We start from the raw sequence: 26,662 nt of genomic DNA, 5'->3' as shown, positions 1-26,662 counted from the left end.
AAAACCCTTGCGCCACTTCCAGTTACATCGTCGAATTCGTGGCGCCACCATCCAGCAAAATATTCTGCCCAATCATATATCCTGCATGTTGCGAACACATAAAGGCGCAGGTGGCACCGAACTCCTCAATCGTGCCATAGCGACCCGCCGGAATGGTTGCGTTGCGATTTGCCATAGCCTCGTCAACAGAAATCCCTTGCGCCTGGGCAGCGGCATTATCCAGCGATACGGCGCGATCGGTCGCATGAATACCGGGTTGCAGATTGTTGATCACGACACCCGAACCCGCCACCTGACGAGCCGTGCCCGCGACATAACCGGTCAACCCTGCACGGGCTGAATTGCTCAGCCCAAGCACTGGCACCGGCGCCTTGACGCTGACCGAAGTGATATTGACCACCCGACCCCAACCTCTTTCCATCATCCCCGGCAGAAGCGCTTTCATTAGCGCAATCGGCGTAAGCATGTTTGCATCAAGCGCTTTGATGAAATCATCACGATTCCAATCCGACCACAAACCTGGAGGCGGTCCACCGGCGTTTGTAACAAGGATATCAATACCCTGAGCGGCAGCTAACACCTTTTCCTGCCCTTCGGCGGTGGTCACATCGGTGCAGACGGTCACCACATCTACACCGAACTTCTCACGGATCGCAGCGGCAGATGCCTCGAGCGCCTCCGCCCCGCGCGCATTCATCACCAGATCAACACCTGCCTCAGCCAATGAATGGGCACATCCCAACCCAAGACCTTTGGACGAGGCACATACCAGTGCGCGCTTTCCCCTGATTCCCAAATCCATGATGCAATTCCTCCCTAATTCCCCCTGACGCTTAGCATCCATTCGCCCAGGATGGCCAGTAAAACGCCTGTGCATTGACCCGCTCATGACACAATCATAATTTAACCCTCCAGCCGTAGGCTGCAGCCATCAGTGAGCCAAAATAAATATGCCAAAATCCACATCTCATCCCACGCAATCCATCCCCGTTTTCCGGTCGGCGGATTTGAGTGTTGTGAATGGCGCAAATCTGGGCGACCCGATTTCTTTCGCGGCTGAGCTTGATCTGGATGATACCTACGAACTTAATCAAGCGGCCGAACCGTACCGCCTTTCGCTGCAAAGCGATGGTAAGGGCGGTCAAGTGATCGCGCCAGAAACTGCTATCGGCACCCCTGGTGCTACGCTGCACATGGATTGCTGCCTGACGCTCATGTCCGGCAATGGGGTCACAACCGAAGTTCTGGTTCTTGTCGAGGTAGACGGCAAGGGCGATGTCGAAGAAATCTATGCCTTACCCCTCGCACCACTCACGCCTCGGCTGGGTTATTCGCTGGTCGGCATTAATAGCGACAGCGCGCGCACCAAGTTTGCCGAAGTCGCCTGTGTCTCCTTCACGCGCGGCACTCACATTACGCTTACATCTGGCGAGCAGAAATGTATCGAGGAGCTGAATGTCGGGGATACAGTCCTGACCCGCGATGACGGGCCACAGAAAATCCGCTGGATTGGCCATGCGACGGTTCGCGCCACCGGCGATTTTGCCCCAATCCGGATCAAGGCCGGCGCGCTGCACAATGAGAATGACTTGCTCGTCAGCCCCGACCACCGGCTTTTCATCTATCAGCGCTCAGATGCACTAGGCGCTGGTAGAAACGAGTTACTGGTGCGAGCAAGACACCTGGTGAACGGAGACACCGTGATTCAAGAAGATGGCGGATTCGTCGATTACTTTCAGTTGCTCTTTGATGAACACCAGATCATTTATGCCGAAGGCATCGCTGCCGAGACGCTGCTCGTGGATACTCGCACCCGCCCCGTCCTGCCAGCAGAACTGAGCCAGGAGTTGGCCAAATCCCTTCCCGATCATGCCGATCGTGCGCACATGCAGTTTGAAATTGGCGAAAGCCTTCTTAATCACCCGGATATGGCCAAGTTACTTAAACGTGCCTCGACACGTTGACATAGCGGCACGCAGATCAGACTTCCTGATCCGAACCTAATCGTATGGCTTTGGTTTCCGACTTTTCCTTTTCAGTATCTTCCAACATCGGATCACCAGTTCCAAATCCCACAAGCGCCGGGAAAGGTTTTGCAACTTCGCGCTGGTCAAAGGGTAACTGATTGAACCAACCCTTCGCTGACACGATCGCCAATGCCTGAAAAACCGTATCCACACTCAGCTTTTGCCGAATTGACGACTGCAAAGCCTTATTCGACCCATAGCCCGCCGAAATCTCCAGCGCTTCGGTCGGATCAGGGCTACTGGCCAAGGTATAGAGGAAACGCAATTCTTTTAGAGACAGCGTATCATCCGACAAGGAAGGCCCGCGCGAGGCATAACAGAAACAATCCACCGCCAGATGTGCCAGGAATTGCAGGTCGAAGCCGTTCAGTCGCACGACCTCTTCAACTTTTTCCTTGGTGTTGGACGTCGAGAACGACACACCGATCCGCGCGCCGTCTTTTCGGGAGATCGAAAAACACAGCCCGTTCCGCCCGATCCCAAATGTCTCGGCATCCTCCCAAAAACACTCAATCGCAGGCGCGCTAGAATTAAGCTCTGAAAACAGAAACCAACCATCTTCTGCCGCCGCCTGAGCGATCACGGGATCAATGAACTGATAGGCTTTCTCGTGATATCGGTTGACCCAAGTATCCTTGTAAGAGGTGCATATACGCGAACGGAACGCCCCATTCGACCCCTGCTGGATCACGAATATCGCAAAATTCTGAAATCCGACCGTTGTTGCCGCCTGCCACATCAGCTCGGACAGTTCTGTAAGATCGGTGCATTCCGACAGTTCTTCGCCAATATCGCTTAGTTCGGTGGTCCGAAAAGGATGGACATCTATATCCTCGATAAGCTCTGCGATTCGCTTCAGACCCCGAATTGTTTCCTCTGACATAGTCTTTGTTGACCAAAAGGCGTCTTCAAGGACCGCTCTTACCCAATGTTTCATCTTCGCTACCTACTTAGTTAGATAGCTTTCTATTGATCTTGTTAAGTTAATATAGGCTGAATTTCGCCGATCATTCCGTGTAAAATTTAACGAAATTGGCCAAACTTGTTAATTGCCGACGTTAATTTCTTACCCTATCAAAGGCGATGCACCGCTGATTTTTCTGAGCATGAAGCGACCCACAGTCTTAACTTCCGCTAACGCTCTTCTTCATTCAAACTTACTTCTTCCATCAACTTTGTGTTCAGCTTGGTAAACAATAAAAGTTGAATTTATTTTTTATAAATAAAGGCTTAGCTTGTCATTAAGCTGCGGAACGCCAGTGTCATCTCAATGAGAACAAGAGGTGAACATGCAAAAATTAATCAGTACCCGCCGCGACTTGCCACAGACTTTGAACAACAGCGTTTTCTCTGATCGTGGGCGCCAGTTTGTAGAGCGTCAGAAGTGGGATTTATGTGTCACACCTCAAGGATACGAGATTGATGAATATGACGACGATGACAGCACCTACCTGATGGTACATCGCCACGGACGTCATATGGGTTCATGCCGGGTGCGCGCGACCACCAGCAGCACGATGATTACCGATCACTTCCTGCCGCATTTCCCTGGTGCCCGGGATTTCCTTCGCATGCAAAAGGGTCGGATTCATGAGCTGACACGGTTCTGCCGGGCGCAAGATATCTCGGTCGAGGAAAGCAAGGTGATGCTGAAACACCTTGCGGTCTTGCTGGACGGTTACCGCGACGAAAAGAAACTGACAGGTTTCGTCGCAGTTGTCTTTCCCAAGGTCGCGCGTTTCCTCGACTCCATCGGTGTGCGCTACTTGTTGGTTTCGAAATCTACGATGGATGGCAATCCAGTGTACATGATCTGCGTAACCCATGCTGTAAAGATCGGCGACGAAGCTGAACAGCCCTCCGTTACGACACTGCCAGTGCGCACTCTTTGCCAACTGGCCGCATGATTACGAAAGCTGGAGGCATATTCGCCCCCACCGCCCCCTAAACTTGTGCAATCATGACCTCATTCAGATTTGGCGACGCTACCGCAAAAGACACTTTCGTTGCCAGATCACTTATGATCATCGCCTCAAGTGTCAGTTTGAATCGTGAATATTTGCCAGAGCGATGGCGTGAATCGTCATAACGCCATCGAAGCCCTTCCGATCACATCAGGCAGTACCGTAGTAACCGATCTGTGCCGGACTGTCAGAAAAGCGGCCTCACCAACAAAGGTGCCCAAGGGCAAGGAAAACCGCGCGCCCAGTTTTCCAATCGGCGAAGTGCCCGCGATGATGTATAAAGATACCACGTGCTGTCACAATTCGCAGCGAGTTCCAAGTCATTGATAGTGTTGAAAAGCTCGGGCTGTGCCGCCAGTCATCTGAAGTCGCCCTGTATCAGGTTCGAAAAGATCGGATAGATGTCGCGTTGCTTCCGTGACGCCACGATCTTGGACCTCGGCGCTAGAAGGCTCATCAAACCAAAAAAAAGGCTGGCCACGGCCATTGCCAGAGAGGTGGATATCACATCCCACAATGGATCAACGGCAACCCAGGCGTAATAACAGATATCGAGCACTGATCCGATCAGCACAAAAACCCAAAAGGCCACTTGTTTGATAGTCAGATAATCCAGCAAGAACATACCGCCAACCAAAATCTCCAGAACTTCGGACGTCAACAAATCCCATATTCCATCCACTTCCCCCAAGATTTTTGTCGAAGACTCACACCAGTAGGCGGTCTTGTACAAAGTACGATTTGCACTTCGATCCCCAACCAGCGTGTCCGTTTCTTGCCAAGGCTCCGTTCGTTACCTATACGCAGCCTCATGTTAGACATCGCCCAGAACCGACCCGATTTACCGCCCGAAATTGCACGTCGCCGCACCTTTGCGATCATCTCGCACCCGGACGCTGGCAAGACGACACTGACCGAGAAATTCCTGCTTTTTGGCGGGGCGATTCAGATGGCAGGACAGGTGCGCGCCAAAGGCGAGGCGCGGCGCACGCGTTCAGATTTCATGCAGATGGAGAAGGATCGAGGAATCTCGGTCTCTGCCTCGGCAATGTCTTTTGACTTCAAGACCTTTCGCTTCAACCTTGTTGATACGCCCGGTCACTCGGATTTCTCGGAGGACACCTATCGCACCCTTACCGCTGTGGACGCCGCCGTAATGGTGATTGACGGCGCCAAGGGTGTGGAAAGCCAGACTCAGAAATTGTTCGAGGTCTGCCGCTTGCGCGATCTGCCAATCCTGACTTTCTGTAACAAGATGGACCGCGAAAGCCGCGACACATTCGATATCATCGACGAGATTCAGGAAAACCTCGCAATTGATGTGACCCCAGCCAGCTGGCCCATCGGAGTCGGCGCCGATTTCATGGGGTGTTACGACATGCTCAACGACAGGTTGGAGCTAATGGACCGCGCCGACCGCAACCGCGTGGCCGAAAGCGTCGAAATAAAGGGGCTTGATGATCCGGCGCTTGCGGAGCACGTGCCCGCTAACCTGCTTGAAAAGCTGCGCGAAGAGGTTGAGATGGCACGCGAGCTGCTTCCCGGACTGAACCCGCAATCAGTCCTCGAAGGGCATATGACACCGATCTGGTTTGGCTCTGCCATCAATTCGTTCGGGGTCAAGGAACTGATGGATGGTATCGGCACTTACGGCCCCGAACCACAACCACAACGCGCCGAGCCGCGCCAGATTTCCCCTGATGAAACAAAAGTTTCTGGCTTTGTCTTCAAAGTCCAGGCCAATATGGACCCCAAGCACCGCGATCGTGTGGCGTTCCTGCGCATGGCTTCAGGGCATTTCAAGCGCGGCATGAAACTGACCCATGTGCGTTCGAAGAAACCGATGGCAGTGACCAACCCTGTACTTTTCCTCGCCTCTGACCGCGAATTAGCGGATGAAGCGTGGGCTGGGGACATCATCGGCATCCCCAATCACGGCCAACTCCGTATCGGCGATACGCTGACCGAGGGCGAGGCATTGCGCGTCTCGGGAATCCCCTCCTTCGCACCGGAACTCCTGCAACAGGCGCGCGCGGGTGATCCGATGAAAGCGAAGCATCTGGAAAAAGCGCTGATGCAATTCGCCGAAGAAGGTGCAGCAAAGGTATTTAAACCAGCATTCGGTTCCGGCTTCATCGTCGGCGTCGTTGGCGCGCTTCAATTTGAGGTTCTGGGTTCAAGGATCGAGCTGGAATATGGCCTGCCCGTCCGTTTTGAGGCCAGTCAATTCACCTCGGCCCGCTGGGTCAGTGGTGAGCGCAAGGCCATCGACACCTTTACCGAAGCCAACAAACAGCACATAGCACATGACCATGATGGTGACGTAGTGTATCTGACCAGATTGCAATGGGATATCGACCGGGTAGAGCGCGATTATCCAGACGTCAAACTGACTGCGACGAAAGAAATGATGGCCGGATGACGCACGCCTGACGGAATCCGAATCACCTATTGACGCATTTTCCCGATGCTTTGGGGTATGAGCGGAAATTCTCCTATCACGGGAATTTTACTACTGTGGCGAGAGCGCGCTATTTTTCCCACGCGCCAATCACGTAGATCAGGGCTTATTGTTGCCACAATTGCCCCGAAAAAGCCCAATTTCCATTAGGTGCCACCACCAAAAGCAGATACTTTTGCTCTGACATGTAACGAATAAGGGAAGAGTAATGTCTTTAGTACGTAAAATTAAAGTAGCGGCTGTTGCTGTTGCAATGATCGCACCCACCGCAGTGTTTGCGGCACCGATTTCTCCGGGCGACTATATTGCAAAAGACTACAACAATAATCGCTCGATCTGGACGCCCAATGGCAACAACCCCAGCAGCAACGCCTTTGTTCAAGGCAACGGTGCAACGGGTCTTTGGTCGTTCAGCCCCGACAGTTTGTTCCGCTACACCGGCACCAAAGCGCGTCTGACCGGCCGCGCCACAAACACCGGTCAGAACAATCTGTCCTTCGATTTTGATCTGCGGTTCAACATCAAGAACTCGGGCAACACCCCCTATTGCCAGCAAGCTGGTGCCGGTGGCTCGCATAACTGTGCAACGACCAATGCCGGGATCGACCCCAGCGACTGGACTTACTTTTCTGTGATCTCTGCAACGCTGACAGGTGTTGTCGGTTCTCACATGGAAGGTTTGATGTACACATTGACCAGCAACCCGACACATGCGCCCCAAGCAGGCGAAGCTGCCAACGCGCTTGATACAACGGGGACCGGCTTCTCAATGTGGTTCAACTGGACCAAGTCGGGCATGGCAACATCGCCCTATGCCAGTAAATATACGTTCAACAAAGGTGGCAAAGGCGACATTAACATCGACCTTGACCCCGATGGACCGGTCGGTGGCGCAGTACCGCTTCCGGCTGCTGGCTGGATGCTTCTGGCTGGCCTCGGTGGCCTCGCCGCAGCGAAGCGTCGCAAAAAATCCTGATCGGTTCCTAACCGTTTAGCGAAAGGCCGCCTGACCGGGCGGCCTTTTTCTTTGGGCAACCCCTATGCCAACAGTCCCCACCCTGCCATAGTGCCAGCTCCGCGGATCACCTAAACCAAGGTGTCCAAACCAAAGTGGCCGACGATGACATTACAAAACCGCGTCTTGCCAGACGGACAGATCACCGCATTACCGTTCCGCGGCACGCTGATGGGCAATCGCGGCATCCTGCACGATGACCGACAGCGCTTGAAAACCTCTCGATGGACGCATCCCCATTGGGTCACTTGCGTACTGGAATTCAAGGACTGGCATCGCCCGGTGATGATCCCGAACCACTATACCGAATTGTTTTTCCTGGATGAATGCGTGGCCCTTGCCGCCGGGCACCGCCCCTGCGGCCTTTGCCGCCGCGAAGATTACACTCGCTTCCGCTCTGCCTGGGCAATGAGTCACGGTAAGAACACGCTGGATCAGGATGACAGGGTTTTGCATGCTGCAAGGGTCACTCGAACCCGACAGCACATCCGCCACGCCGCCCCTATCGAAACACTGCCCGATGGTTGCTTTATCTGGCACGATGATGCCCCACACCTGATCTGGCACAATCACTTGCTCAGATATGACGGCGGCATCTACACGGCCAGTCTCCCCAATCCCGGCACCGGCGATGTCACCGTACTGACACCGGCGCCCACCGTCAGCGTGCTTGGCCATGGCTATGTACCGCAGCCGCATTCATCCGCTCTGTCGCTGTTGAATCAAGCCTAGCCCCGGGCTCATCTTCCTGAGAAAATTCGAACATAGGCTTATAAACCGACATGTCTTCGTAATGCGCCTTGCGACCACCTCACAACCCCAGCATGTTATGGAAATGACCAATCAACCCAGCTGGGGCGTCACCGCCACCGTCAAGGCTCCCACACGCGACGTTTTGAATTTCGCCGCCCATCATCTCGACCTTGGTGCTGAACGGGTGAGCGTCTATCTCGACGCCCCAGATAACACCGCCCATAGTGCCCTGAATGCACATCCTAAGTGCCGCGCCATTACCACCGATGCGTCCTATTGGCATATCCACGGTTACCGTCCGATCAAACACCAGGTGCGTCAGCAGGTGAATGCCACCCATTGTTTGACCCATGAACCCGGCACGGATTGGCTTGCACATCTCGACGTTGATGAATTCCTCTGGCCCGGCGATACCTCGCTCGCTGCACAGCTCGCCGCGCTGCCGAATGACACGTTCAGCGCCCGCTCGCACCCAGTCGAGGCAATGGCCCCCGATCCCGCCGATCCACCACCTGCCGGCGCACAATGGTTCAAATCATGCGCGACCGGTCCATCACAGCGACGCACAGAAACTGCAGCGATCTATCCTGGCTTTGGAACCTATCTGGTTGGTGGTTTCCTCAGCCATGTACAGGGCAAGGTCTTTATCCGAACCGGTCGCCCGAGCACCGGGTTGCGCATACACCATGCCACGCAGGATGGTGAAAATGACACGCCTGCCCCCCTGACCGGAACAAACCTGTGCCACTTGCATGCCACTGGATTTGATCACTGGAATAAACACTATCGTTACCGGATAAAAAAAGGAGCCTATCGCCCGAGCATCAAACCCGCGCCGGGTAGCGACACGACCCTGCACAGTCTGCTTTGTCAACTCGAAGCTCAGGGTGGTGACGCGCTTCGCAACTTCTACGACCAGATTTGCCGTGCCACGCCTGCCCTACGGGCACGTCTTGCTGCTTATGGCCACCTGCATCTGATCAGGCTCGACTTGGATAAGAAACGCGCGCGCCATTTCCCAGATTTCGCGTAAACTGCGATTATTGTTGCTACTTTATCGACAATTAACGCGCCAATCCGCTCATTAAACATGATTCTGGCGCCTGCATTGACCGCACCCCCCTTCTTCCGGTAAAGCCATCCGCACCGGGTCATCACTGTGGATGTCCACGGGGCTCGTGCGGGGCCCGACCCGGCATCAGACGCGCGGGCCATGATAGTGTCCGCAACAAACGGACACATATGACCAAGTTTTCTGAGTTAAAGCTGAACCCTAAGGTTCTGAAAGCCATTGACGAAGCCGGGTACGAAACACCCACACCTATTCAAGCGGGTGCGATTCCGCCCGCGCTTGAAGGACGGGATGTGCTCGGCATTGCCCAGACAGGGACTGGCAAGACCGCCAGTTTCACCCTGCCCATGCTATCTCTGCTGGCTCGGGGACGCGCGCGAGCACGCATGCCACGTTCACTGGTGCTCTGCCCGACACGCGAGCTGGCCGCCCAGGTGGCCGAGAATTTTGACACCTATTCCAAACATCTCAAACTGACGAAGGCGCTGCTAATTGGTGGCGTCAGCTTCAAGGAACAGGATCAACTCATTGACAAGGGCGTAGACGTACTGATCGCTACGCCTGGCCGCCTGCTTGACCATTTCGAGCGTGGCAAACTGATCCTGAGCGACGTTAAGGTCATGGTCGTGGACGAGGCTGATCGGATGCTTGACATGGGTTTCATACCCGATATCGAACGCATCTTCGGTCTTACGCCCTTCACCCGTCAAACGCTCTTCTTTTCGGCCACGATGGCGCCTGAAATCGAACGTATCACCAACACCTTCCTCAGCGCACCAGAACGAATTGAGGTTGCCCGTCAGGCCACCGCGTCTGAGACGATCGAACAGGGCGTCGTGATGTTCAAGGCCTCTCGCCGCGACCGCGAAGGCACTGAAAAACGCAAGTTGCTGCGCACACTAATCGACGGCGAAGGTGACAAATGCACCAATGCCATCATCTTCTGCAACCGCAAGACAGATGTGGATATTGTTGCCAAAAGCCTCAAGAAATATGGCTATGACGCCGCCCCTATTCATGGCGACCTGGATCAGTCACAACGTACTCGCACGCTTGATGGCTTCCGCGCCGGTGAGTTGCGGTTCCTCTGCGCCTCGGACGTGGCCGCGCGCGGCCTTGATGTGCCCGCCGTCAGCCATGTGTTCAATTTCGATGTGCCCGGCCATGCCGAGGATTACGTGCACCGTATCGGCCGAACCGGTCGCGCGGGCCGCGATGGCAAAGCAATGATGATCTGCATCCCGCGCGATGAGAAAAACCTCGATGCCATCGAACGTCTGATTCAGAAAGAAATTCCCCGACTCGACAACCCGCTGAAATCCGACGCGCCCAAGGCCGACGACACCGCCGAGGCCAAGGCCGAGAAACCCAAACGCACGCGCAGCCGTAAAAAGCCTGAGGATAAACCCGAGATCGCCGATACACCGGATGTTCAGGCTCAGGAGCAGGCACCACAGGACAAGCCCAATCCCAGCCGTAGCCGCGGTGGAAAGGGTAAATCCGACAATAGTAGATCGGGCGGCAACAAGGTTGTTGGAATGGGCGATCACTTGCCCAGCTTCATCGCTCTCAGCTTCGACGACCGCCGCGCCAGCTAGACAAGGCCCTATTCTCTTAGCTCCGCCTCGCAATCTGCTTACATTGTGGGGCGGCTGGAAACTTTTTTGAGCAGGCTCTGGAAAAGTGGACACGCGGTGCATGCGGCGTCAATGCGCGGGCAGTACTTCTTTCTTCAGGCGTGCAAAGGCGAAAAAGCGGGGAAATCTCTCCATCCTGCTGAACGCAGGCAAGCTTCACTCACCGGAATACACGTCGCCATTCCGATTCACCTGCAACTCCTCTCTAACTGAGCTTGAGCAAACAGTATTTGGCGCAGAAAATGCCGGTTTTTTTGCATCACGGAACATAAAACTATCCGGTTTTATTGTCATAAATGGGGAAAATCCGACATAATGATCGAAATATTGGCTAAACAAACCTTAACACAGCCCCGCTAAAAGAGGGTAAGACCAGAGCAGCACCGGAGCCAATGGATGCTCGAGTTCGAGAATGTCAGCAAGTCCTTCTGGACAGGCACGCAACGAAAGGTGATTCTTGAAAGGGTCAGCTTCCGGGTCGAGCTTGGCCGGTCGCTTGGCATTCTGGCACCCAATGGCACGGGTAAAACCACATTGATCAACATGATGGCAGGCCTTGAAAAACCCGATGAAGGCGAGATTCGACGCGGTTGCCGCATCAGCTTTCCGCTAGGGTTCATGGGTGGCGTCGTCAACAAAATCTCAGCGATGGAAAACAGCCGCTACATCGCGCGGCTCTATGGATTGGATCCGGACTATATCGAAGCATTTTGCCGGTGGATGTGCAATCTGGGTGAATATTTCGATCAACCACTAGGCACTTATTCCTCGGGGATGCGCGCGCGATTTACCTTTTCGCTGATGCTGGCGCTGGATTTTGATATGTACCTGATCGACGAAGGGATGCCTGGGTCCACGGATGTAGAATTCAATCAGAAAGCCGGCGAAATCCTGCGGGACAGATTGCGCACCACCACAGTGGTGATCGTGTCGCACCAGCCCAAAACGCTTGAAAAATTCGCCCGCGAAGCTGCGGTGCTGATGGGTGGTAAGCTCCACATGTTCGACACCTTGGAAGAGGCAAAGGCGTTATATGACTACGAAACCCAAGGCTAGAAAATTCCGCATTCGGCGCAGTACACCTCAGGCCGGTGTCGAAGCCACGCCTGAAGAGGCGGGTGCGCAACCGAATGAACCAGCCCCGAGCTCAACCAAAGAGGGGCAGGTCAGTTCGGCCCGGGAAATGGCAACCTCTCAGAATATTGACGACATCCGCAAAGAGGGATTAACCGGGCGGCAGTTGCGCATGGCGCGGCGCATGGCGCAAAAGCACGGTCTGGCACCGGTCTCGGATTTCGACGCAGTACGTCTGTTGCGGGCCAAGGGCATCGACCCGTTCCAGCGCAGCACCATTCTTGAGGTCGTAACCGGAAACGACAAACCAGATTCCGATGGTCAAACTGCCGTGGCCAAATCACGTGTACAATTGCCGCAAACACTTCCACCGGAACGACAAACCCTGCCCTCGACAGAGCTTAGCCCAGCCGACAGGCGCGCAGCTGAAATCATGGACATCCAACGCGACATCGGCAAACGCCGCCGTCGCAAATTACTGCTGCTGCTATCTCGACTTACGGCATTCGTATTCCTACCGACGCTGGTCGCGGGATATTACTATTATGCGGTGGCTACGCCGATGTATGCCACCAAGTCCGAATTCTTGATATTAACCGCCGATGGCAGCGGTGCTGCCGCATCCGCTAGTCTGTTCAGCGGGACTTCCTTTGCCACTGGGCAGGATTCGATTGCAACTCAATCCTACCTGCAATCCAAGGATGCGATGCTGCGGCTGGACGCCGATCTGGGATTTCGCAGTCATTTCAGTCAAGAAAGCATAGATCCGATCCAGCGGCTTGATCCCGAAGCCAGCAACGAGGCAGCTTACAAGCTCTACAAGAAATACATAAAGCTGGGCTATGACCCCACCGAGGGCGTCATCAAGATGGAGCTTTCGACCGCTGATCCGGAAGTCAGCGCGCTGTTTTCCCAAAGGCTGATCGAGTACGCCGAAGAACGCGTAGATGAGTTGAGCCGCGAAAAGCGGCTGGATGCGGTAGAGACCGCTATTGTCGGCTTGGAAGAAGCCAAGGCCGAACGCCGCGCAGCGCAGGAGCGTATGGTTCAACTACAAGAAGGCACCATACTGGACCCTGAAGGCGAGATCGCAGGTATCCGCCAACTTGTCAGCACGGTTGAGCTTCAATTGCAGGAAAAGCAGCTGGCGCTCGACATTCAACTGAACAACACGCGCCCCAACAAAGCCAAAGTTGACGCACTCAGCAGCGAGATCGAAGTGCTGACCGCTGAACTGGACAAGCAGAAAGCGCGACTGAACCAGGCGACCGAAGGCCATAGCTCATTGGCATCACAGACCGCAGAAATCCAGATGGCGCAGGCTGATCTTGCCACTGCTGATCTTGTGTTACAGGCGGCATTGGAAAGCAAACGGCTAAGCGAGATCGAAGCCAACAAACAGGTGCGTTATCTGACCGTGTCGGTGCGACCGGTGGCTTCGCAGGATCCTTCCTATCCGCGGGCGTTCGAGAACACGATCCTTGCCTTCCTGATCTTTGCCGGTATTTACCTGATGATATCGCTGACCGCTTCGATCCTGAAAGAGCAGGTATCGTCGTAAGCGGCAGCCTGAACTGCACTGCATGAGGATGCCGCAGCCCATGAAACAGGTAAATATAGCCACTCTGAGCGTGGGGAATGACCAACCGTTGACCGTGATTGCCGGCCCCTGCCAGCTTGAAAGCGCAGATCATGCACAAATGATTGCGGGCACCATGCTTGAAGCTTGCCGTGCTGCGGGTGCACAATTCATCTTCAAGGGCTCTTTCGATAAGGCCAATCGCACTTCGCTTTCGGGCAAGCGCGGCCTTGGCGTGGATGAGGGGTTGAAAGTGATGCAAACGGTCAAGGACACGCTTGGCGTTCCGGTTTTGACCGATGTTCACCTACCTGATCAATGCGCCCCCGTAGCAGATGTTTGTGACGTGCTGCAAATTCCCGCCTTCCTTTGCCGCCAGACTGACCTTTTGTTAGCCGCTGGCGAAACCGGCGCTGCAATCAACGTCAAGAAAGGGCAATTTCTGGCCCCTTGGGAAATGCCAAACATCGTAACCAAGCTTGAAAGTACGGGAAACACCCGTCTTCTGCTGACTGAACGGGGCACCTCATTTGGCTACAACACACTTGTCGCTGACATGCGCAGCCTACCGCAGTTGGCTGCAACCGGCTATCCGGTGGTGATGGACGCAACCCATTCGGTGCAGCAACCGGGCGGTAAGGGCGGCTCTAGCGGCGGCCAGCGCGAATTCGCCCCGGTGATGGCCCGTGCCGCGGTGTCGCTCGGCGTCGCCGCCGTTTTCATTGAAACCCATGAAGACCCGGATAATGCGCCCTCCGATGGACCAAATATGATCCATTTGGCCGCGATGCCCCATCTTGTTGACACATTGATGCGCTTTGACGCGTTGGCGAAAGATAACCCTATTTCGATCTGAAGAAAGAGTTCTAACCGTGAACAAGCCCCTCCCTCTAGTCACCCCCAACACCTGGGAATTCCTGCGCGACGCGATGATCACACCCACGGGTTTCCGTGAATACGATGCGCGCTGGAAATACCCCGACGAGATCAATTTGCCAGGCATCACGGCGCTTGGTCTGGGGCTGGGTACACAGATGCAAAACCGTGGCATTGAACCGGTCATTGCTGTCGGTAACGACTACCGCGACTATTCGCTCAGCATCAAGAACGCTCTGATCCTCGGCCTTATGCGTGCGGGCATCACTGTCAAGGATATTGGTCCCTGCCTCAGCCCGATGGCTTATTTTAGCCAGTTCCACCTGGACGTACCTGCCGTGGCGATGGTCACCGCCTCGCACAATCCCAACGGTTGGACAGGTGTCAAAATGGGCTTTGAACGGCCCCTGACCCATGGTCCCGATGAAATGGGAGAGCTTCGCGATATCGTTCTGCAAGGCAAAGGAGAACCGCGCCCCAGCGGCGCCTATGAGTTTGTCGATGGTGTGCGCGAAGCATATCTGGACGATCTTGTAGGTGATTTCAAAATGACCCGTAAACTCAAGGTCGTCTGCGCAACGGGAAATGGCACCGCCTGCGCGTTTGCTCCGGAACTTTTTGAACGTCTGGGGGTTGAAGTCGTGCCATCGCACAACACCCTCGATTATACATTCCCCCACTACAACCCCAACCCCGAGGCGATGGAAATGCTGCACGATATGAGTGCCAGCGTGAATACCAGTGGCGCAGATTTCGCACTTGGTTTTGATGGCGATGGCGACCGTTGCGGCGTGGTAGATGATGAGGGCGAAGAGATTTTTGCTGACAAGGTCGGCGTTATCATGGCGCGCGATCTTTCCAAGCTGCACCCAAACAGTACATTCGTGGCGGATGTAAAATCCACTGGTCTTTTCGCGTCGGACCCCGAGCTCATCGCCAACGGCGTAAAGGCAGATTACTGGAAGACGGGTCACAGCCACATGAAGCGGCGCGTCAAGGAAATCGGCGCGCTGGCTGGATTCGAAAAATCAGGGCACTACTTTCTGGCTGAACCCGTTGGGCGGGGATATGATTGCGGCATGCGCGTCGCCGTTGAAATCTGCAAACTGATGGACCGCAACCCCGACATGTCGATGTCAGACCTGCGCAAAGCGCTTCCGGTTACTTATTCTACCCCGACCATGTCACCCTATTGCGCGGATACCGAAAAGTACGACGTGTTGGAGAGGCTCGTGCAAAAGCTTGTCGCCAAACACGAAGCGGGCGCGCAAATTGCAGGCCGGACGATCAAGGAAGTGGTGACAGTCAATGGCGCACGCGTGATATTGGACAATGGCAGCTGGGGACTGGTGCGGGCATCTTCGAATACGCCCAATTTGGTGGTGGTCTGCGAAAGCAGTGAAAGCGACGCAGAAATGCGCGCAATTTTCGCCGATATCGACACGGTTATCCGGACCGAGCCATCCGTGGGTGACTACGACCAGACGATCTGAGCAAGACTGTCGAAGACCTCCATTGCGGTGGCGCGGCGGCTTTTCGGCAGTTAATCAGTCCTAAGCAAGCGTTCCATCGACCAGTAAAATCAGGAAAAAGACACTCTCTGGTCCTTCTCCATTCAAAAACCGCTACGTTCAGGCGCGCTCAGAGTATTCCATCGTCTCAGTATTCACGACGATCGCCTCGTCAGAGCCGACAAAGGGCGGCACCATCACCTTGACGCCATTATCAAGGATCGCTGGTTTGAAGCTATTGGCGGCAGTCTGGCCTTTAACCACGGGCTCAGTCTCGACAACGGTGCAGGTGACTTTCTGCGGCAATGTGGCATTCAGCGCTTCGGATTCGTAAAATTCTACAGTGATCGTCATGCCGTCTTGTAAAAAGGGCCGCCTGTCACCCAGAATATCAGCCGGAAGTTGTATCTGCTCATACGTCTCAGCGTCCATGAAATGCAACTGCCCGTCATCTTCATAAAGGAATTGCTGGTCTTTCTGCTCAAGGCGTACACGTTCAACCTTGTCGGCGCTGCGAAAGCGTTCGTTCAACTTGGAACCGTTTCGTAGGTTGCGCAGTTCAACCTGCGCAAAAGCGCCGCCTTTTCCGGGCTTTACGTGGTCAACCTTAACTGCAGACCAAAGGCCATCATTATGCTCCAGCACATTACCGGGGCGAATTTCATTTCCGTTGATTTTTGGCATAGGGCAAAACCTTGTCGAAAGGTTGATCGAAGTTTGACCCACCCTATATCTGGGGACATGACAGGGCGCAAGACGACGATATATCGTGCTGCACATGCAAAAGCCATGCATCTGACGCATGGAAGCTATGCATTATAGGCCTATCCGAATCAGATAAACATCGTCATAAAGAACGCCACGCCAAAATTACAAGAGCAAAGAAAACAAGGACGAACCATGAAGGATTTCGTTGACGGCACAGCCTTCAAAAGTGAACAGGGCAATCGTGCACGTAAACTCTTCGCAGCTGTGGTACTGGCTGCGCTGGACGACGCCATTTCTGACGACAAGAAATATGGCAACGGACCGGAACAGATCGCCCGTTGGGCGCGTTCGCGCGATGGGCGCGAGGTTTTGACCTGTGCCGGGATCGACCCGAATGAACGTGTTGTATCGGGTTTGATGGAATTTGTGTCGAAAGGGGTACGGACATCCGTGGCCCTCTCGCGTGAGGAAAGCGAACGCCGCAACGCGGCTGCCCAGGCAGAAGCTGCCTGATATAAACAGAAGCCAGAACGGTTTCCGGAAGCCCTGCCTGACGGCGGGGCTTTTCGTTTTTTTAGGTGCTGCCCAAGGCGAAGACATAGGCCCAGATAAAGACTGGGCTAAGCTGCATGAGGGCCGCCATGCAGATCAACGCGCGCGACCGCAGACTGTCGAATCTGAAAAACAATAACACGCAGAAGGCGAATGAGATCAATATCTCAATCGGCCCGATGATGCCACCGTAATGGCGGTTGTCCCAATAGCTTAGCGGGCTGCGAAACACCCAATCGCTCAAAGGCCAGAAATGCGCCCGCCCATCATCGTGGTGCAGTGGAAAGTCGAACGCCAGATGCAGTAATCCCGCTGCTGCAAAAACCATCGCGGTCGAAGACTGAAACCACCATGCCAACGCCAGGCCCCCGCCCCACAAGATGAACGAGTTGTCGACCTTGAAAACCATTTGCCAACCGTCGGATAAATAAAGCGTATCAAACACATAAGATGGACTCAGCTGCATCACGAAGAGTGCAAAACCTGCCATCAGATAGAGCGAAAAATCGGGCGCCAGCGCACCCGCAAGCGCGGCGATGGTTCGGCGTCGCTCATGCGGGCGGGCAAAGGCGGCAGCCGCAAAAATCAGATGGGCGGGCGTGTTCATGGCTTCCCCTTTTTGCGGTTGGCGCGTATCACCGCGAGCATGAGTATGGGGCAGACCATGACAAAAGCAATCATGATCCAAGGTGCAGGCTCCAATGTGGGCAAGTCGATGATTGTGGCCGGGTTGGCGCGGGCATTCACCAACCGCGGCATGTCGGTTGCACCATTCAAGCCGCAGAACATGTCCAACAATGCGGCAGTGACGGCAAACGGCGGTGAGATTGGTCGCGCACAGGCGCTACAAGCGTTGGCATCACGACGCACACCCCACACCGACATGAATCCGGTTCTCTTGAAACCCGAATCCGAAATCGGCGCACAGATCATCCTGAACGGCCAACGATTTGCCACGTTGAAAGCCTCCGAATATGGCGAGGCAAAATCGCAACTGTTACCCGCTGTACTTGATAGTTTTCACCGTCTTTGTGCGACCGCCGATCTGGTATTGATCGAAGGCGCCGGCAGCCCGGCCGAGATCAATCTGCGTGCAGGTGACATCGCCAATATGGGATTTGCCGAAGCAGCGGGCGTGCCTGTTGTGTTGGTGGGGGATATTGATCGCGGTGGGGTCATTGCCCAGATCGTCGGCACACAAATCATTCTTCCAGAAAGCGACGCCAATCTGATTAAAGCGTTTGCAATCAACAAATTCCGGGGTGATCCTAAACTCTTCGATGCCGGACTTGTGGAAACGGTGCGGCGTACGCGCTGGCCGTCGCTGGGGGTCATTCCCTGGTTCGATCAGGCCTGGCGTTTACCGGCGGAAGATGTATTGGATATCTCCTCAACACGCGTTGGTACCTGCAAGATCGCTGTGCCGCGACTGGCACGGATCGCGAATTTCGACGACCTTGATCCGCTGTCCTCCGAAGCTGATGTAAGCGTAGAAATCATTCAGCCCGGACAGCCCCTGCCCGGTAACGCCGATTTGGTTCTGATCCCCGGCAGTAAATCCACCATTGCCGATCTTGCTGACTTTCGCGCCAATGGCTGGGACATCGACCTGACAGCGCATATCCGACGTGGCGGGCATGTGCTGGGCCTATGTGGCGGCTACCAGATGCTGGGCAAGATGATTGCTGACCCGGAAGGAATCGAAGGCAAAAAAATGCAGGTGGAGGGGCTGGGCCATTTGGATATATCGACGGTGATGAAACCGCAAAAACGGCTGGCACTGACCCACGCCACCTACCCCGCCACCGGTGATCCGGTTGAGGGATATGAAATCCACCTGGGTGAAACCACCGGCCGGGATTGCGCTCATGCGTGGCTGGCTGTGGGCGACCGGCCTGAAGGCGCAGCCAGCGCCGATGGGCGCATCCGGGGCTGTTACCTGCATGGGCTGTTCACGGCGGATGCGTTTCGCGCAACATATCTTTCAGAAATCGGGGCCGTTTCGCAGCTCAGCTATGCATCGGATGTTGAGGACACGCTGGATGCCTTAGCACTCCATCTAGAGAAACATATGAACCTGGACATGCTCCTGGAACTGGCCAAGACACCGTCTGGCTATTCCAGTTGCTGACTAGCCAAGGCGCGGTGAATTTCACGGCGCACTAGTTTGCGGACATTGCGCGTAATCCGTTCACCTAACGCGCCCTGCAATTCCTGCCGCACGATATCACTGACCATATCACGCAGCGCCTCTTCATCCAGCAACGCCTCTTCAATTGCTCCGGCAGCTTCAGTATTTGCGTTCGCAGCACCCGTTGGCATCACTTTGGTATCGGCCTGATCTTCATCGGATGAACGCGCCGATCGGTCATGTGCCCGGAAAGCGAATGCCGCAAGCTCGGCCTCATTTGAATCCGGCTCGATCAACTCCGCCTCAATCTCTTCTGCCTCGCCTACTCCGGGCGCATCAGGCATATCATCTTCCGTATCAGTCTCGTCGTCATCCTGTGCAGCGTCGGCGATTACTTTTGCCAAGTCCGCCTCATCTACCTCGACGAGTTCCTGGGCTTCTGCTGCTGTCAAATCACTTGCGTCGTCCGTCACCGCCTCAACCGGATCAGACACCCCTGACGCCTCATCAGGTTGAAGCGACGTATCAGGCGGCCCGTCAAAGACAGATAAGGGGTCAATCAACTTTTCTTCACCGTCATCAGCTACATCGCCAACATCGGGCTCATCCTGATCCTGCCACGGAACAGGGCCGCCGGAAATTGCAGCATTTTCGTCCTGCGTTGACCCATCGGGATCCCATTGATCGTCTTTCTCCGCAACGATCGCTTCGAATTCTGCCGCCCGGCGACGCAGGTTATCTGCGGTCAAATCCTCAGAGTGTTCGTCAGTGGCCGTATCATCAGCCGCTTCTTCCGCTGTATCCAGCGTCAGGACGCCAAGACCTTGATCCTCGTCATCAGAGTTTTCAGACGCGTCTGTCTCTTCCACAATATCCAGAGAATTTTCGGCATTTTCCGAAAGGATTTCGTCAAGATTTTCGAGGACGTCTTCATGCTCGGCAGCCGCATCCTCAGTCAGGTCGGCATGCATCTCGTCCACTGCTTCAGAAGCTTCTTCCGCATCAGCCGTCCTTGTCACGAATTCAAGAAACTCTTCGTCGGACTTCAATTCGTCACTGGCCAGACTTTCATCTTCCACCGCTTCCACATCGCCATTCACTGACAGATTTCCACTCGAAGAATGATCTTCAAGATCTTGGTTTTCATAATTTTTATCGGCATCAACAACATCATCAACCCGCAAAGAAGGTGTCAGAACCAACTTGTCCGAGACTTCATCTGTTTCTTCTTGTTCCACCCGCTCTACACGATCGGAACTGGAAACAAGTCTGCGTATGGACGATAGAACATCCTCAATTTCCACATTAGTTACGGGTTTCGACATATTTGAATACCACTCTTGCCTGAGCACAGTTTAGCCACGCTCATCTTTTCACACAACCGATTAGAAAAGGTTTTAGTTTTTGCCCAAAGCGCGCAAAACCTTATCCAGTTTCTTGCCTTGCTTGCTGTTATTGACGGGGGCATCCTTGACCAAGTTGTAATAGGCGGTCGGGTCATAGGTCTTGACCCCAAGGTTCAAATCCTTCGCCGTCAACTCCCCCGTAGCGGCCAGAACACCATAGGCGGCAATGTAGACATCGACCTGGGCCGAGATCAGGTTGGCGCGGGCGTCCAGCAGTTCCTGTTCGGTATCAAGTACATCCAGCGTAGTACGTGCGCCCAGCTTTGCCTCTTCGCGGACGCCGCGAAAGGCGACTGTCGCGGCCCGGACGCCCTCTTCTCCGGCAATTGCAGCCGCCTGAGCGGCGCGCAGATTGGCATAGGCATTACCAACATTCTGTTTCACCGTGTGGCGCACTTCGTGCAGGGCGCCGCGTTGTGCATCCCGCTGGGCCATGGCCTGACGCGTGGCGGCACTCAGGCGTCCGCCCTGGTAGATCGGCCCGGAAATCTCGACACCAACAGTGCCGTTGCGGGAATAATTGCTGCCGCCTATTTCCTCACCGGCATTAAGACGCGCCGCCAGATTGACAGTTGGGCGTGTCGCGGCCTTTGCAACCGCGATATTCAGATCAGCCACCGCCACGTTGTGCTGCGCCTGCAACATATCCGGATGCCGTCGAACAGCCACACCTTTGGCGGCTTCGACATCGCCCGAGAGGCGCGGCAGACGGCTGGGTGGTATCAGATTTCCGGGCCTGCGCCCGATCGCCGCGCGAAATTCCTCGACCGCTTGCGTCAAATCACCCTGCGCCAACGCCAGACCGCTGCGGGCATTCGCAAGGCGTGCCTCGGCCTGGGCCACATCGGTGCGGGTCACTTCGCCTACTTCAAAACGGTCTTTCGCAGCGCGCAATTCCTCACCCAGAAGCCGCAGGTTGTTTTGACGGATTGCCACCACTTCAGTGTTGCGCCGTACATTCATATAGGCCTGAACAGCGCGAAACAGCACCTGCTGTTCGACCGAGATCAGACCTTGCCTTGTGGCCAGAACCAGCTCTTTCTGGGATTCGATCTGCAACCGCGTGCGCCCGAAATCATAAAGCAGTAATTGTCCGGTGATGCCCAGGTTCACATCTGTCGATTCAGGGCTGGTCGAACCCGTCGAATTGCGATTGCGACCAAAGGACCGCGTCACATCCGACGTCCAGCTTATGATCGGGCGCAACCCGGATACGGCAATCGCCACATCCTCATCCGCCGCCCTGAGCAGAGCGCGGTTCTGTTGCAGTAAACCACTATGTTCGTATGCGCTGGCCAGTGCATCCGCCAACGTCTCTGCCCGAGCGGAAAAAGACAGGCTCAACCCCACTACCAAAGCCAGACCGGCTACTTGAAACCCCTTAGAAATGTCTCTTTTCACAACAGCCTCCAATGTCCCGGTCTATGCCGGTTTAAAATGTAAATGCCGCATGCCTTTCAAATCCCGGAATCACCGGTGCACCGGCATTGAAAGAAAAGCGCCAGTTGATCTTGCCGTCGATCTTGTAGCCGATGCGCACAACGCCAAGCGCCCCTTCCATGAAAAGACACCCGATACGTCCACCATCCTTCAACTGATCATTCAGGCCGTCGGGAAGATGTTCCACCGCCCCCTGAAGCGTGATCACGTCGTAGGGTCCATGCTCTGCCGCACCGGCGGTCAGCGCGCCTTCGTGCAGGATGACATTATCCGCCCCGTTTTCTGCCAGCAGCCCCTGGGCATCTGAAATCATCTCAGCATTTTCCTCGACCGCAACAACAGCTTCGGCCATTCGGGCCATGACGGCGGACGAATATCCCAGCGCGCTGCCAATATCCAAAACCAGTTCGTCACTCCGGATTTCCAGCGCATCCAGCATCTTTGCCAAAGTGCGTGGCTCAAGCATCACGCGACCGCCGCCCAAATCGATGTTCTCACCCACATACGCCGCCTCGCGCAGGTTACGCGGCACAAAAGCCTCGCGCGGGACGGACAGCATCGCGTCTATGATTGGGAATTTGGTTACATCCGATGGGCGGATCTGCGTGTCCACCATCATGGTGCGGCGCTCGGCATAGTCAGTCATCAGCTAAACTCTTGCGTTCGGAATCCTTGATCTTGGTTTTGACACAGAACCCGCGTGTGAACAATGCCTGCGTGAGGCGATTTCCTGCCCGCGGCCTCTTGCGCAGTTCCAGGTGATCAGATAATCGACGTTCACTACTTTGGCGGCGAGTTGGCGGAGTGGTGACGCAGCGGATTGCAAATCCGTGTACACCGGTTCGATTCCGGTACTCGCCTCCAATGTTTTCAATGACTTGCATGGTTATCTTTCTCCTGCGGTTCGTTTTTTGAAACAACCGTTGAAACTTTCACGTTCTATTCTTGTTCTGTTCCACGGCGTTCCGTTTGGCTTGCGCGCGTCTCGCAAATTCGAGTTGACGGACCTGCCCGCCGTATTTTTTGAGCATTTCAGTGCTTGAATGTCCGGTGACAGCCTTCACCATTTCGTCGGTACATCCTGCCTGATAAAGTTCGATGGTTGCGTTCTTACGCAGACCGTGAGTGACGTATTTCGATGCGTCTGGATGCTCCATTGAAGCCTTCACTTTACGCATTTCATCAGCCACGGTTCTGTAACTGGCGGGGCCACCATGCTTCCCAGATGTCACGATGGTCAGACCGGTCTTTTTGACACCGCCAAGGTATTTTTCCAGCCGCTCAGTCAACGGCAAAAGAAGCGGCTTGTCGGTCTTGCCTTGCGTCACGTCATACACACCATCAGTGATGTGATCCCAGCGCATCTTCAGGACATCACCGATACGCTGACCGGTGCCTATGCAAAGTTCGTATACCAACCGCGCGCGCGGTGTCGCCTTGGCTTCGAATTCAGCCCGTACATCTTCGGGCCAAGGTTCCCAGCCATCACCTTCCTGTTTGAAAAGCGGAATGCCCTTGGCTGGGTTGCCATGTTCTTTTTTGAGAAAGCCAACCAACCGCGCGTGGTTCATCAAAACAACCATGACCTGAACCAGATAATTAGCCTGCCGCCAACGATCAGCATTCGCGCGATGAAGTTCGTAAACATGTTTCGTTTCAACCTTTTGCGGGTCTTTGTTGCCCCAGATTTTGCGAATGTGTTCTATGTACTTCCGATAGTCAGCCTTCGTGCGTGGCTTCAATTTCTTGTAACCATCACTCTCAAAATAGCTGAGAATAAGCGCTTCAAAGTTTCGTTTGATTGGTGTCGGTTCTCTGCCCTTCAGCAAACGGTTGTAATGATCCCAGAATTCAGGTGTGCCGAATTCTTCTTTCATCATCACTGCCTGACCACGGGACCGGCGGATAAAACGAAAGTAACCACGATCTTCGTAGACATATTTCGGCGTGTTTTTCTTCGTCATTCACCCATCCTCAAATCGCTACTTAGAAAATCATCACCACCTTCAGGTTCGGACATACCTGCATCGACGGAAACACTACCGTCTGGCCTAATCTCAAACTTTGCGCGCAACCAACCTGCTTCGCGTGCTTCGCGAAGAAGCGCGGCAGCGGTGTTCTTTGCAGCAGTTTGAGGATTCAGGCGGGACATTTTAGCTATCTAGCCCCGATGTTCGAAACAAATTCCGGGTCTGTTGCGGCCCGCTTCAATGCTTCGGGAGCCAGTGAAGACGTAAGCTTCCAGTCAACCGTCAAGTAGACGTCATAGGGAAGATCATCTGGAATCTTATTCCACTTTTTGACGGTTCCGCCTGTCTCGTGAAACTCGTCGCCCTCGAAAAAACCAAGTCTGGCAACGGTGAGAAAGTTTTCCTTGGCATCGTTACCTCTCAAGACTGAGAGAACTTCATCTGCACCCAGCTTACCGACTAGATATGCTTCCTGTCTATCAACCATACCTCTTTGGATCAGGTGCTTTCCAATCCAGATTGCAGTTGCGTCAGCAAGCGAATACTTCCATCGCCCATTACCGCCCTCTGCGCCAAAGCCATCAATCAGAGAGCGCGATCTTAGGTCGCGAAGGATTGCAGCATCAACTTCTGAGATTTCCGCTACAATCGCAGGTGTCAAAACTCGTTCATGGTCGTACATTCTTTCATCCTTACCTAGTCGCCAAAATTCGTAGTAACCTACTACGCTTTTATCGTAGTAAGTTACTACGGTCAAGGGTTGACCACCACGCATCTCCGCAAAAAGTTGCTGCGGTCTCTGGCGGTTTTTCAGAACGCACTCACCAGTTACCGTTCCCCTGTTGCGAAAAGATACAAACGCAGAGCCGGGGCGCTCGTTCGCTATTCCTGCCAATCCACCAATTTAAGCGCCTGTTCAGGATCAACGCCGGTTTCCTTCGCAACAGCCAACGCCTGAATCACAGCCGTGAAAGCCCGTGCGCGCCCGCCTGCGTCGTAACTCTGGGTTGGGCGAAGCACGTCCAGAGTTACGGTCGTTCCAAGTTTCATGGTCGCTTCTTCACCAATTAATGCAACTATAGGTTGCAATTGCCATTGTGCTAAGTGCCTCTGTGCTTCCCTGACCAGCGGCCCGGTCGTGGCCGGATTCAGAAGACCGGGCAGGACACCGAACACACCACAGATTGAATCGCGCGCTGCGGACAGGTTCTGTGTCGTCATAGATGCCTGAAGATCGGGCGTGAGACTTTGAGTTTTCCAGTCGGTTGCCGGTGCAGGACCACCAGCCGCCTGAACATGAACACTTTCACGCATCAACACCCGGCCACGCTGACCACGGAACGAACGGGCCAAGGCTTCCATTGTCGTTTCTCGGCTTTCCGGAAGCGGCAAAACCTGAGACCCCAGAGGCGCGAATTCATAGACTTCGCGCAACGCACCTTCGATCACTTCAAGCAAGTTTGCCGTCAGCGATGATCGGCGAAGCGGTGCCTGACCAAAATACGGCGCGGCTGGATCACTGCCGATGCGGAAATGCAGAACCTCGCCAGCAAGAGCGGTCTGTGTTCGCCCACCGCCCGCTTCGGAAATCGACACCCGATAGGCTTTGGGCTTGGAATTGATGGTTGATAAATCCCAATCGCTGCACGGCACCAAGCCATCATCGCGGATCAGAAACAAGGCTTCACCACGAACGGCCAATGACCGGGCGGCAATCGCGAGTGACCGGACATCAAGCAAATCGGTGCCGTCTACATCAGCGATGGACAAGCCACCTTCCCATAGCGTGATGCACGTTTGGACCGTGGCCGTCAGTTCAGCCACGCCACGATGGCCGGACAGGTAGGATTCACGGGCAGCGATGATGTCGGCAGTGTACCCAACCGCCGCTGATCGTGTTTCCACGGGTTGTTTTTTCTTGAATGGCCACATCACACCACACTCCGATAATCGCGCAGCAAATCCGCCGCGCCTGATTTCTGCAAAGCCATCCCCATGAAGTCCGGTTCCGTCCGAACCGTGTTGGTCACATCGCCAACGCTGCGCCGGAACGACACTTCCGATGCGTTCCCACGAATGCCCGCCAGATATTCAGCAAGTCTGCGGAAGGCTTCGGTGACATCATCCGGGGCCGGTCCTGCCCCGACATTCGCGACAACCCGGTGATGACAGTCAGACGGGAAATACAGACCGCCCATCGGCGTTGGTGAGACCGTCACGGGCACCCATGTCGAATCCTGCCACTGTTCAACGGTCGAGATGTCAACGACGGGCGTCAGCGACGGCAACCACTCCCCCGCCCCTTCAACGACCCACGTGACCGTTCGTGCCGTCCAACGGTGCGCGACGTGGCTTTCAATCCGTTTCCACATGGAATTCAGGCGTTGATCGGTCACGACCGCTGCCAAGGCGGCTTGCGACAGGCCCACCGGCAATGCCGGGTATTGCATGGGGTCTGCTTCGATTTTCTGTAATGCGGTCGCCAT

General features: G+C 54.8%; 26 protein-coding genes and 1 tRNA gene. 14 read left to right on the top strand and 13 right to left on the bottom strand.

Annotated features, from left to right (window positions below; all coding sequences use genetic code 11):
* Window positions 1–22: 22 nt before the first annotated feature.
* A complete protein-coding gene (locus tag Q1B27_RS00850) occupies window positions 23–802 on the bottom strand; it encodes an SDR family oxidoreductase (protein WP_299842245.1) in 780 nt (259 codons plus the stop codon).
* Between the two features lie 148 nt (window positions 803–950).
* Between Q1B27_RS00850 and Q1B27_RS00845 the strand changes: the two genes are divergently transcribed.
* Window positions 951–1,964, top strand: a complete 1,014-nt coding sequence (locus tag Q1B27_RS00845; RefSeq protein WP_299842242.1) for a Hint domain-containing protein — start codon at window positions 951–953, stop codon at window positions 1,962–1,964.
* A 16-nt stretch (window positions 1,965–1,980) separates the two neighbouring features.
* Here Q1B27_RS00845 and Q1B27_RS00840 read toward each other — a convergent pair whose 3' ends face one another.
* Window positions 1,981–2,910: an autoinducer binding domain-containing protein gene (locus tag Q1B27_RS00840; protein WP_299842239.1), complete on the bottom strand. Its 930-nt coding sequence runs from the start codon at window positions 2,908–2,910 to the stop codon at window positions 1,981–1,983.
* A gap of 406 nt (window positions 2,911–3,316) precedes the next feature.
* On the opposite strand from Q1B27_RS00840, the gene Q1B27_RS00835 reads away from it, so the two are divergent.
* A complete protein-coding gene (locus Q1B27_RS00835; protein WP_299842237.1) occupies window positions 3,317–3,934 on the top strand; it encodes an acyl-homoserine-lactone synthase in 618 nt (205 codons plus the stop codon).
* Window positions 3,935–4,349: 415 nt separating this feature from the next.
* Here Q1B27_RS00835 and Q1B27_RS00830 read toward each other — a convergent pair whose 3' ends face one another.
* A complete protein-coding gene (locus Q1B27_RS00830; RefSeq protein WP_299842235.1) occupies window positions 4,350–4,652 on the bottom strand; it encodes a hypothetical protein in 303 nt (100 codons plus the stop codon).
* Window positions 4,653–4,802: 150 nt separating this feature from the next.
* Here Q1B27_RS00830 and Q1B27_RS00825 point away from each other — a divergent pair, with 150 nt between their 5' ends.
* The 9 genes from Q1B27_RS00825 (at window position 4,803) to Q1B27_RS00785 (ending at window position 15,951) form a co-directional block, all read left to right on the top strand.
* Window positions 4,803–6,413, top strand: coding sequence for a peptide chain release factor 3 (locus Q1B27_RS00825; protein ID WP_299842232.1), 1,611 nt, complete (start codon window positions 4,803–4,805; stop codon window positions 6,411–6,413).
* A gap of 247 nt (window positions 6,414–6,660) precedes the next feature.
* Entirely contained in the window at window positions 6,661–7,428 is a 768-nt protein-coding gene (locus Q1B27_RS00820) for a VPLPA-CTERM sorting domain-containing protein (protein ID WP_299842229.1), read from the top strand.
* A gap of 144 nt (window positions 7,429–7,572) precedes the next feature.
* Window positions 7,573–8,199 (top strand): hypothetical protein, encoded by a 627-nt coding sequence (locus tag Q1B27_RS00815; protein WP_299842226.1) that lies wholly within the window; start codon window positions 7,573–7,575, stop codon window positions 8,197–8,199.
* 103 nt (window positions 8,200–8,302) lie between these two features.
* Entirely contained in the window at window positions 8,303–9,253 is a 951-nt protein-coding gene (locus Q1B27_RS00810; RefSeq protein WP_299842224.1) for a glycosyltransferase family 2 protein, read from the top strand.
* Between the two features lie 209 nt (window positions 9,254–9,462).
* Window positions 9,463–10,890, top strand: a complete 1,428-nt coding sequence (locus Q1B27_RS00805; protein ID WP_299842222.1) for a DEAD/DEAH box helicase — start codon at window positions 9,463–9,465, stop codon at window positions 10,888–10,890.
* Window positions 10,891–11,325: 435 nt separating this feature from the next.
* Window positions 11,326–11,985 carry an ABC transporter ATP-binding protein gene (locus tag Q1B27_RS00800; RefSeq protein WP_299842219.1) on the top strand — a complete coding sequence of 220 codons (660 nt, stop codon included), beginning with the start codon at window positions 11,326–11,328 and terminating at the stop codon, window positions 11,983–11,985.
* Window positions 11,963–13,564, top strand: a complete 1,602-nt coding sequence (locus Q1B27_RS00795; RefSeq protein ID WP_299842217.1) for a capsule biosynthesis protein — start codon at window positions 11,963–11,965, stop codon at window positions 13,562–13,564. The genes Q1B27_RS00800 and Q1B27_RS00795 overlap by 23 nt, the downstream gene beginning before the upstream one ends.
* A gap of 40 nt (window positions 13,565–13,604) precedes the next feature.
* A complete protein-coding gene (gene kdsA / locus Q1B27_RS00790) occupies window positions 13,605–14,438 on the top strand; it encodes a 3-deoxy-8-phosphooctulonate synthase (protein WP_299842214.1) in 834 nt (277 codons plus the stop codon).
* Between the two features lie 16 nt (window positions 14,439–14,454).
* The gene (locus Q1B27_RS00785) at window positions 14,455–15,951 is read left to right on the top strand and encodes a phosphomannomutase/phosphoglucomutase (protein WP_299842211.1); all 1,497 of its coding nucleotides are present in this window, start codon (window positions 14,455–14,457) and stop codon (window positions 15,949–15,951) included.
* A 138-nt stretch (window positions 15,952–16,089) separates the two neighbouring features.
* On the opposite strand, the gene efp is transcribed toward Q1B27_RS00785, so the two are convergent.
* Window positions 16,090–16,653 carry an elongation factor P gene (efp, locus tag Q1B27_RS00780; protein ID WP_299842208.1) on the bottom strand — a complete coding sequence of 188 codons (564 nt, stop codon included), beginning with the start codon at window positions 16,651–16,653 and terminating at the stop codon, window positions 16,090–16,092.
* Between the two features lie 216 nt (window positions 16,654–16,869).
* On the opposite strand from efp, the gene Q1B27_RS00775 reads away from it, so the two are divergent.
* Window positions 16,870–17,190: a DUF6280 family protein gene (locus tag Q1B27_RS00775; protein WP_085801363.1), complete on the top strand. Its 321-nt coding sequence runs from the start codon at window positions 16,870–16,872 to the stop codon at window positions 17,188–17,190.
* Window positions 17,191–17,251: 61 nt separating this feature from the next.
* Here the strand turns inward: Q1B27_RS00775 and Q1B27_RS00770 are convergent, their stop codons facing one another.
* Window positions 17,252–17,836: a cobalamin biosynthesis protein CobQ gene (locus Q1B27_RS00770; protein WP_299842200.1), complete on the bottom strand. Its 585-nt coding sequence runs from the start codon at window positions 17,834–17,836 to the stop codon at window positions 17,252–17,254.
* A gap of 57 nt (window positions 17,837–17,893) precedes the next feature.
* Here Q1B27_RS00770 and Q1B27_RS00765 point away from each other — a divergent pair, with 57 nt between their 5' ends.
* Entirely contained in the window at window positions 17,894–19,360 is a 1,467-nt protein-coding gene (locus tag Q1B27_RS00765; protein ID WP_299842197.1) for a cobyric acid synthase, read from the top strand.
* Here Q1B27_RS00765 and Q1B27_RS00760 read toward each other — a convergent pair.
* The 3 genes from Q1B27_RS00760 to Q1B27_RS00750 form a co-directional block, all read right to left on the bottom strand.
* Complete coding sequence (locus Q1B27_RS00760) at window positions 19,345–20,685, bottom strand: hypothetical protein (protein ID WP_299842194.1); 1,341 nt, start codon at window positions 20,683–20,685, stop codon at window positions 19,345–19,347. The genes Q1B27_RS00765 and Q1B27_RS00760 overlap by 16 nt on opposite strands.
* A gap of 72 nt (window positions 20,686–20,757) precedes the next feature.
* Entirely contained in the window at window positions 20,758–22,167 is a 1,410-nt protein-coding gene (locus Q1B27_RS00755; RefSeq protein WP_299842190.1) for a TolC family outer membrane protein, read from the bottom strand.
* Window positions 22,168–22,198: 31 nt separating this feature from the next.
* Complete coding sequence (locus Q1B27_RS00750; RefSeq protein WP_299842187.1) at window positions 22,199–22,852, bottom strand: protein-L-isoaspartate O-methyltransferase; 654 nt, start codon at window positions 22,850–22,852, stop codon at window positions 22,199–22,201.
* 144 nt (window positions 22,853–22,996) lie between these two features.
* Between Q1B27_RS00750 and Q1B27_RS00745 the strand changes: the two genes are divergently transcribed.
* A tRNA-Cys gene (locus Q1B27_RS00745) sits at window positions 22,997–23,070 on the top strand.
* 68 nt (window positions 23,071–23,138) lie between these two features.
* On the opposite strand, the gene xerC is transcribed toward Q1B27_RS00745, so the two are convergent.
* From xerC to Q1B27_RS00720, 5 genes are all read right to left on the bottom strand, one after another.
* Entirely contained in the window at window positions 23,139–24,170 is a 1,032-nt protein-coding gene (gene xerC / locus Q1B27_RS00740) for a tyrosine-type recombinase/integrase (protein ID WP_299842184.1), read from the bottom strand.
* A complete protein-coding gene (locus Q1B27_RS00735) occupies window positions 24,167–24,358 on the bottom strand; it encodes a hypothetical protein (protein WP_299842156.1) in 192 nt (63 codons plus the stop codon). Before Q1B27_RS00735 ends, xerC begins: the two co-directional genes overlap by 4 nt.
* 5 nt (window positions 24,359–24,363) lie before the next feature.
* Entirely contained in the window at window positions 24,364–24,858 is a 495-nt protein-coding gene (locus Q1B27_RS00730) for a hypothetical protein (protein WP_299842154.1), read from the bottom strand.
* Window positions 24,859–25,058: 200 nt separating this feature from the next.
* Window positions 25,059–26,081 (bottom strand): hypothetical protein, encoded by a 1,023-nt coding sequence (locus Q1B27_RS00725; RefSeq protein ID WP_299842151.1) that lies wholly within the window; start codon window positions 26,079–26,081, stop codon window positions 25,059–25,061.
* 26 nt (window positions 26,082–26,107) lie between these two features.
* Window positions 26,108–26,662: a hypothetical protein gene (locus tag Q1B27_RS00720; protein WP_299842148.1), complete on the bottom strand. Its 555-nt coding sequence runs from the start codon at window positions 26,660–26,662 to the stop codon at window positions 26,108–26,110.

Origin of the sequence: uncultured Roseovarius sp., from assembly GCF_947489715.1 — a bacterium.
Lineage (GTDB): Bacteria > Pseudomonadota > Alphaproteobacteria > Rhodobacterales > Rhodobacteraceae > Roseovarius.
Note: the sequence above shows the minus strand (reverse complement) of the source record. Positions and strands in the feature narration are given on the sequence as shown.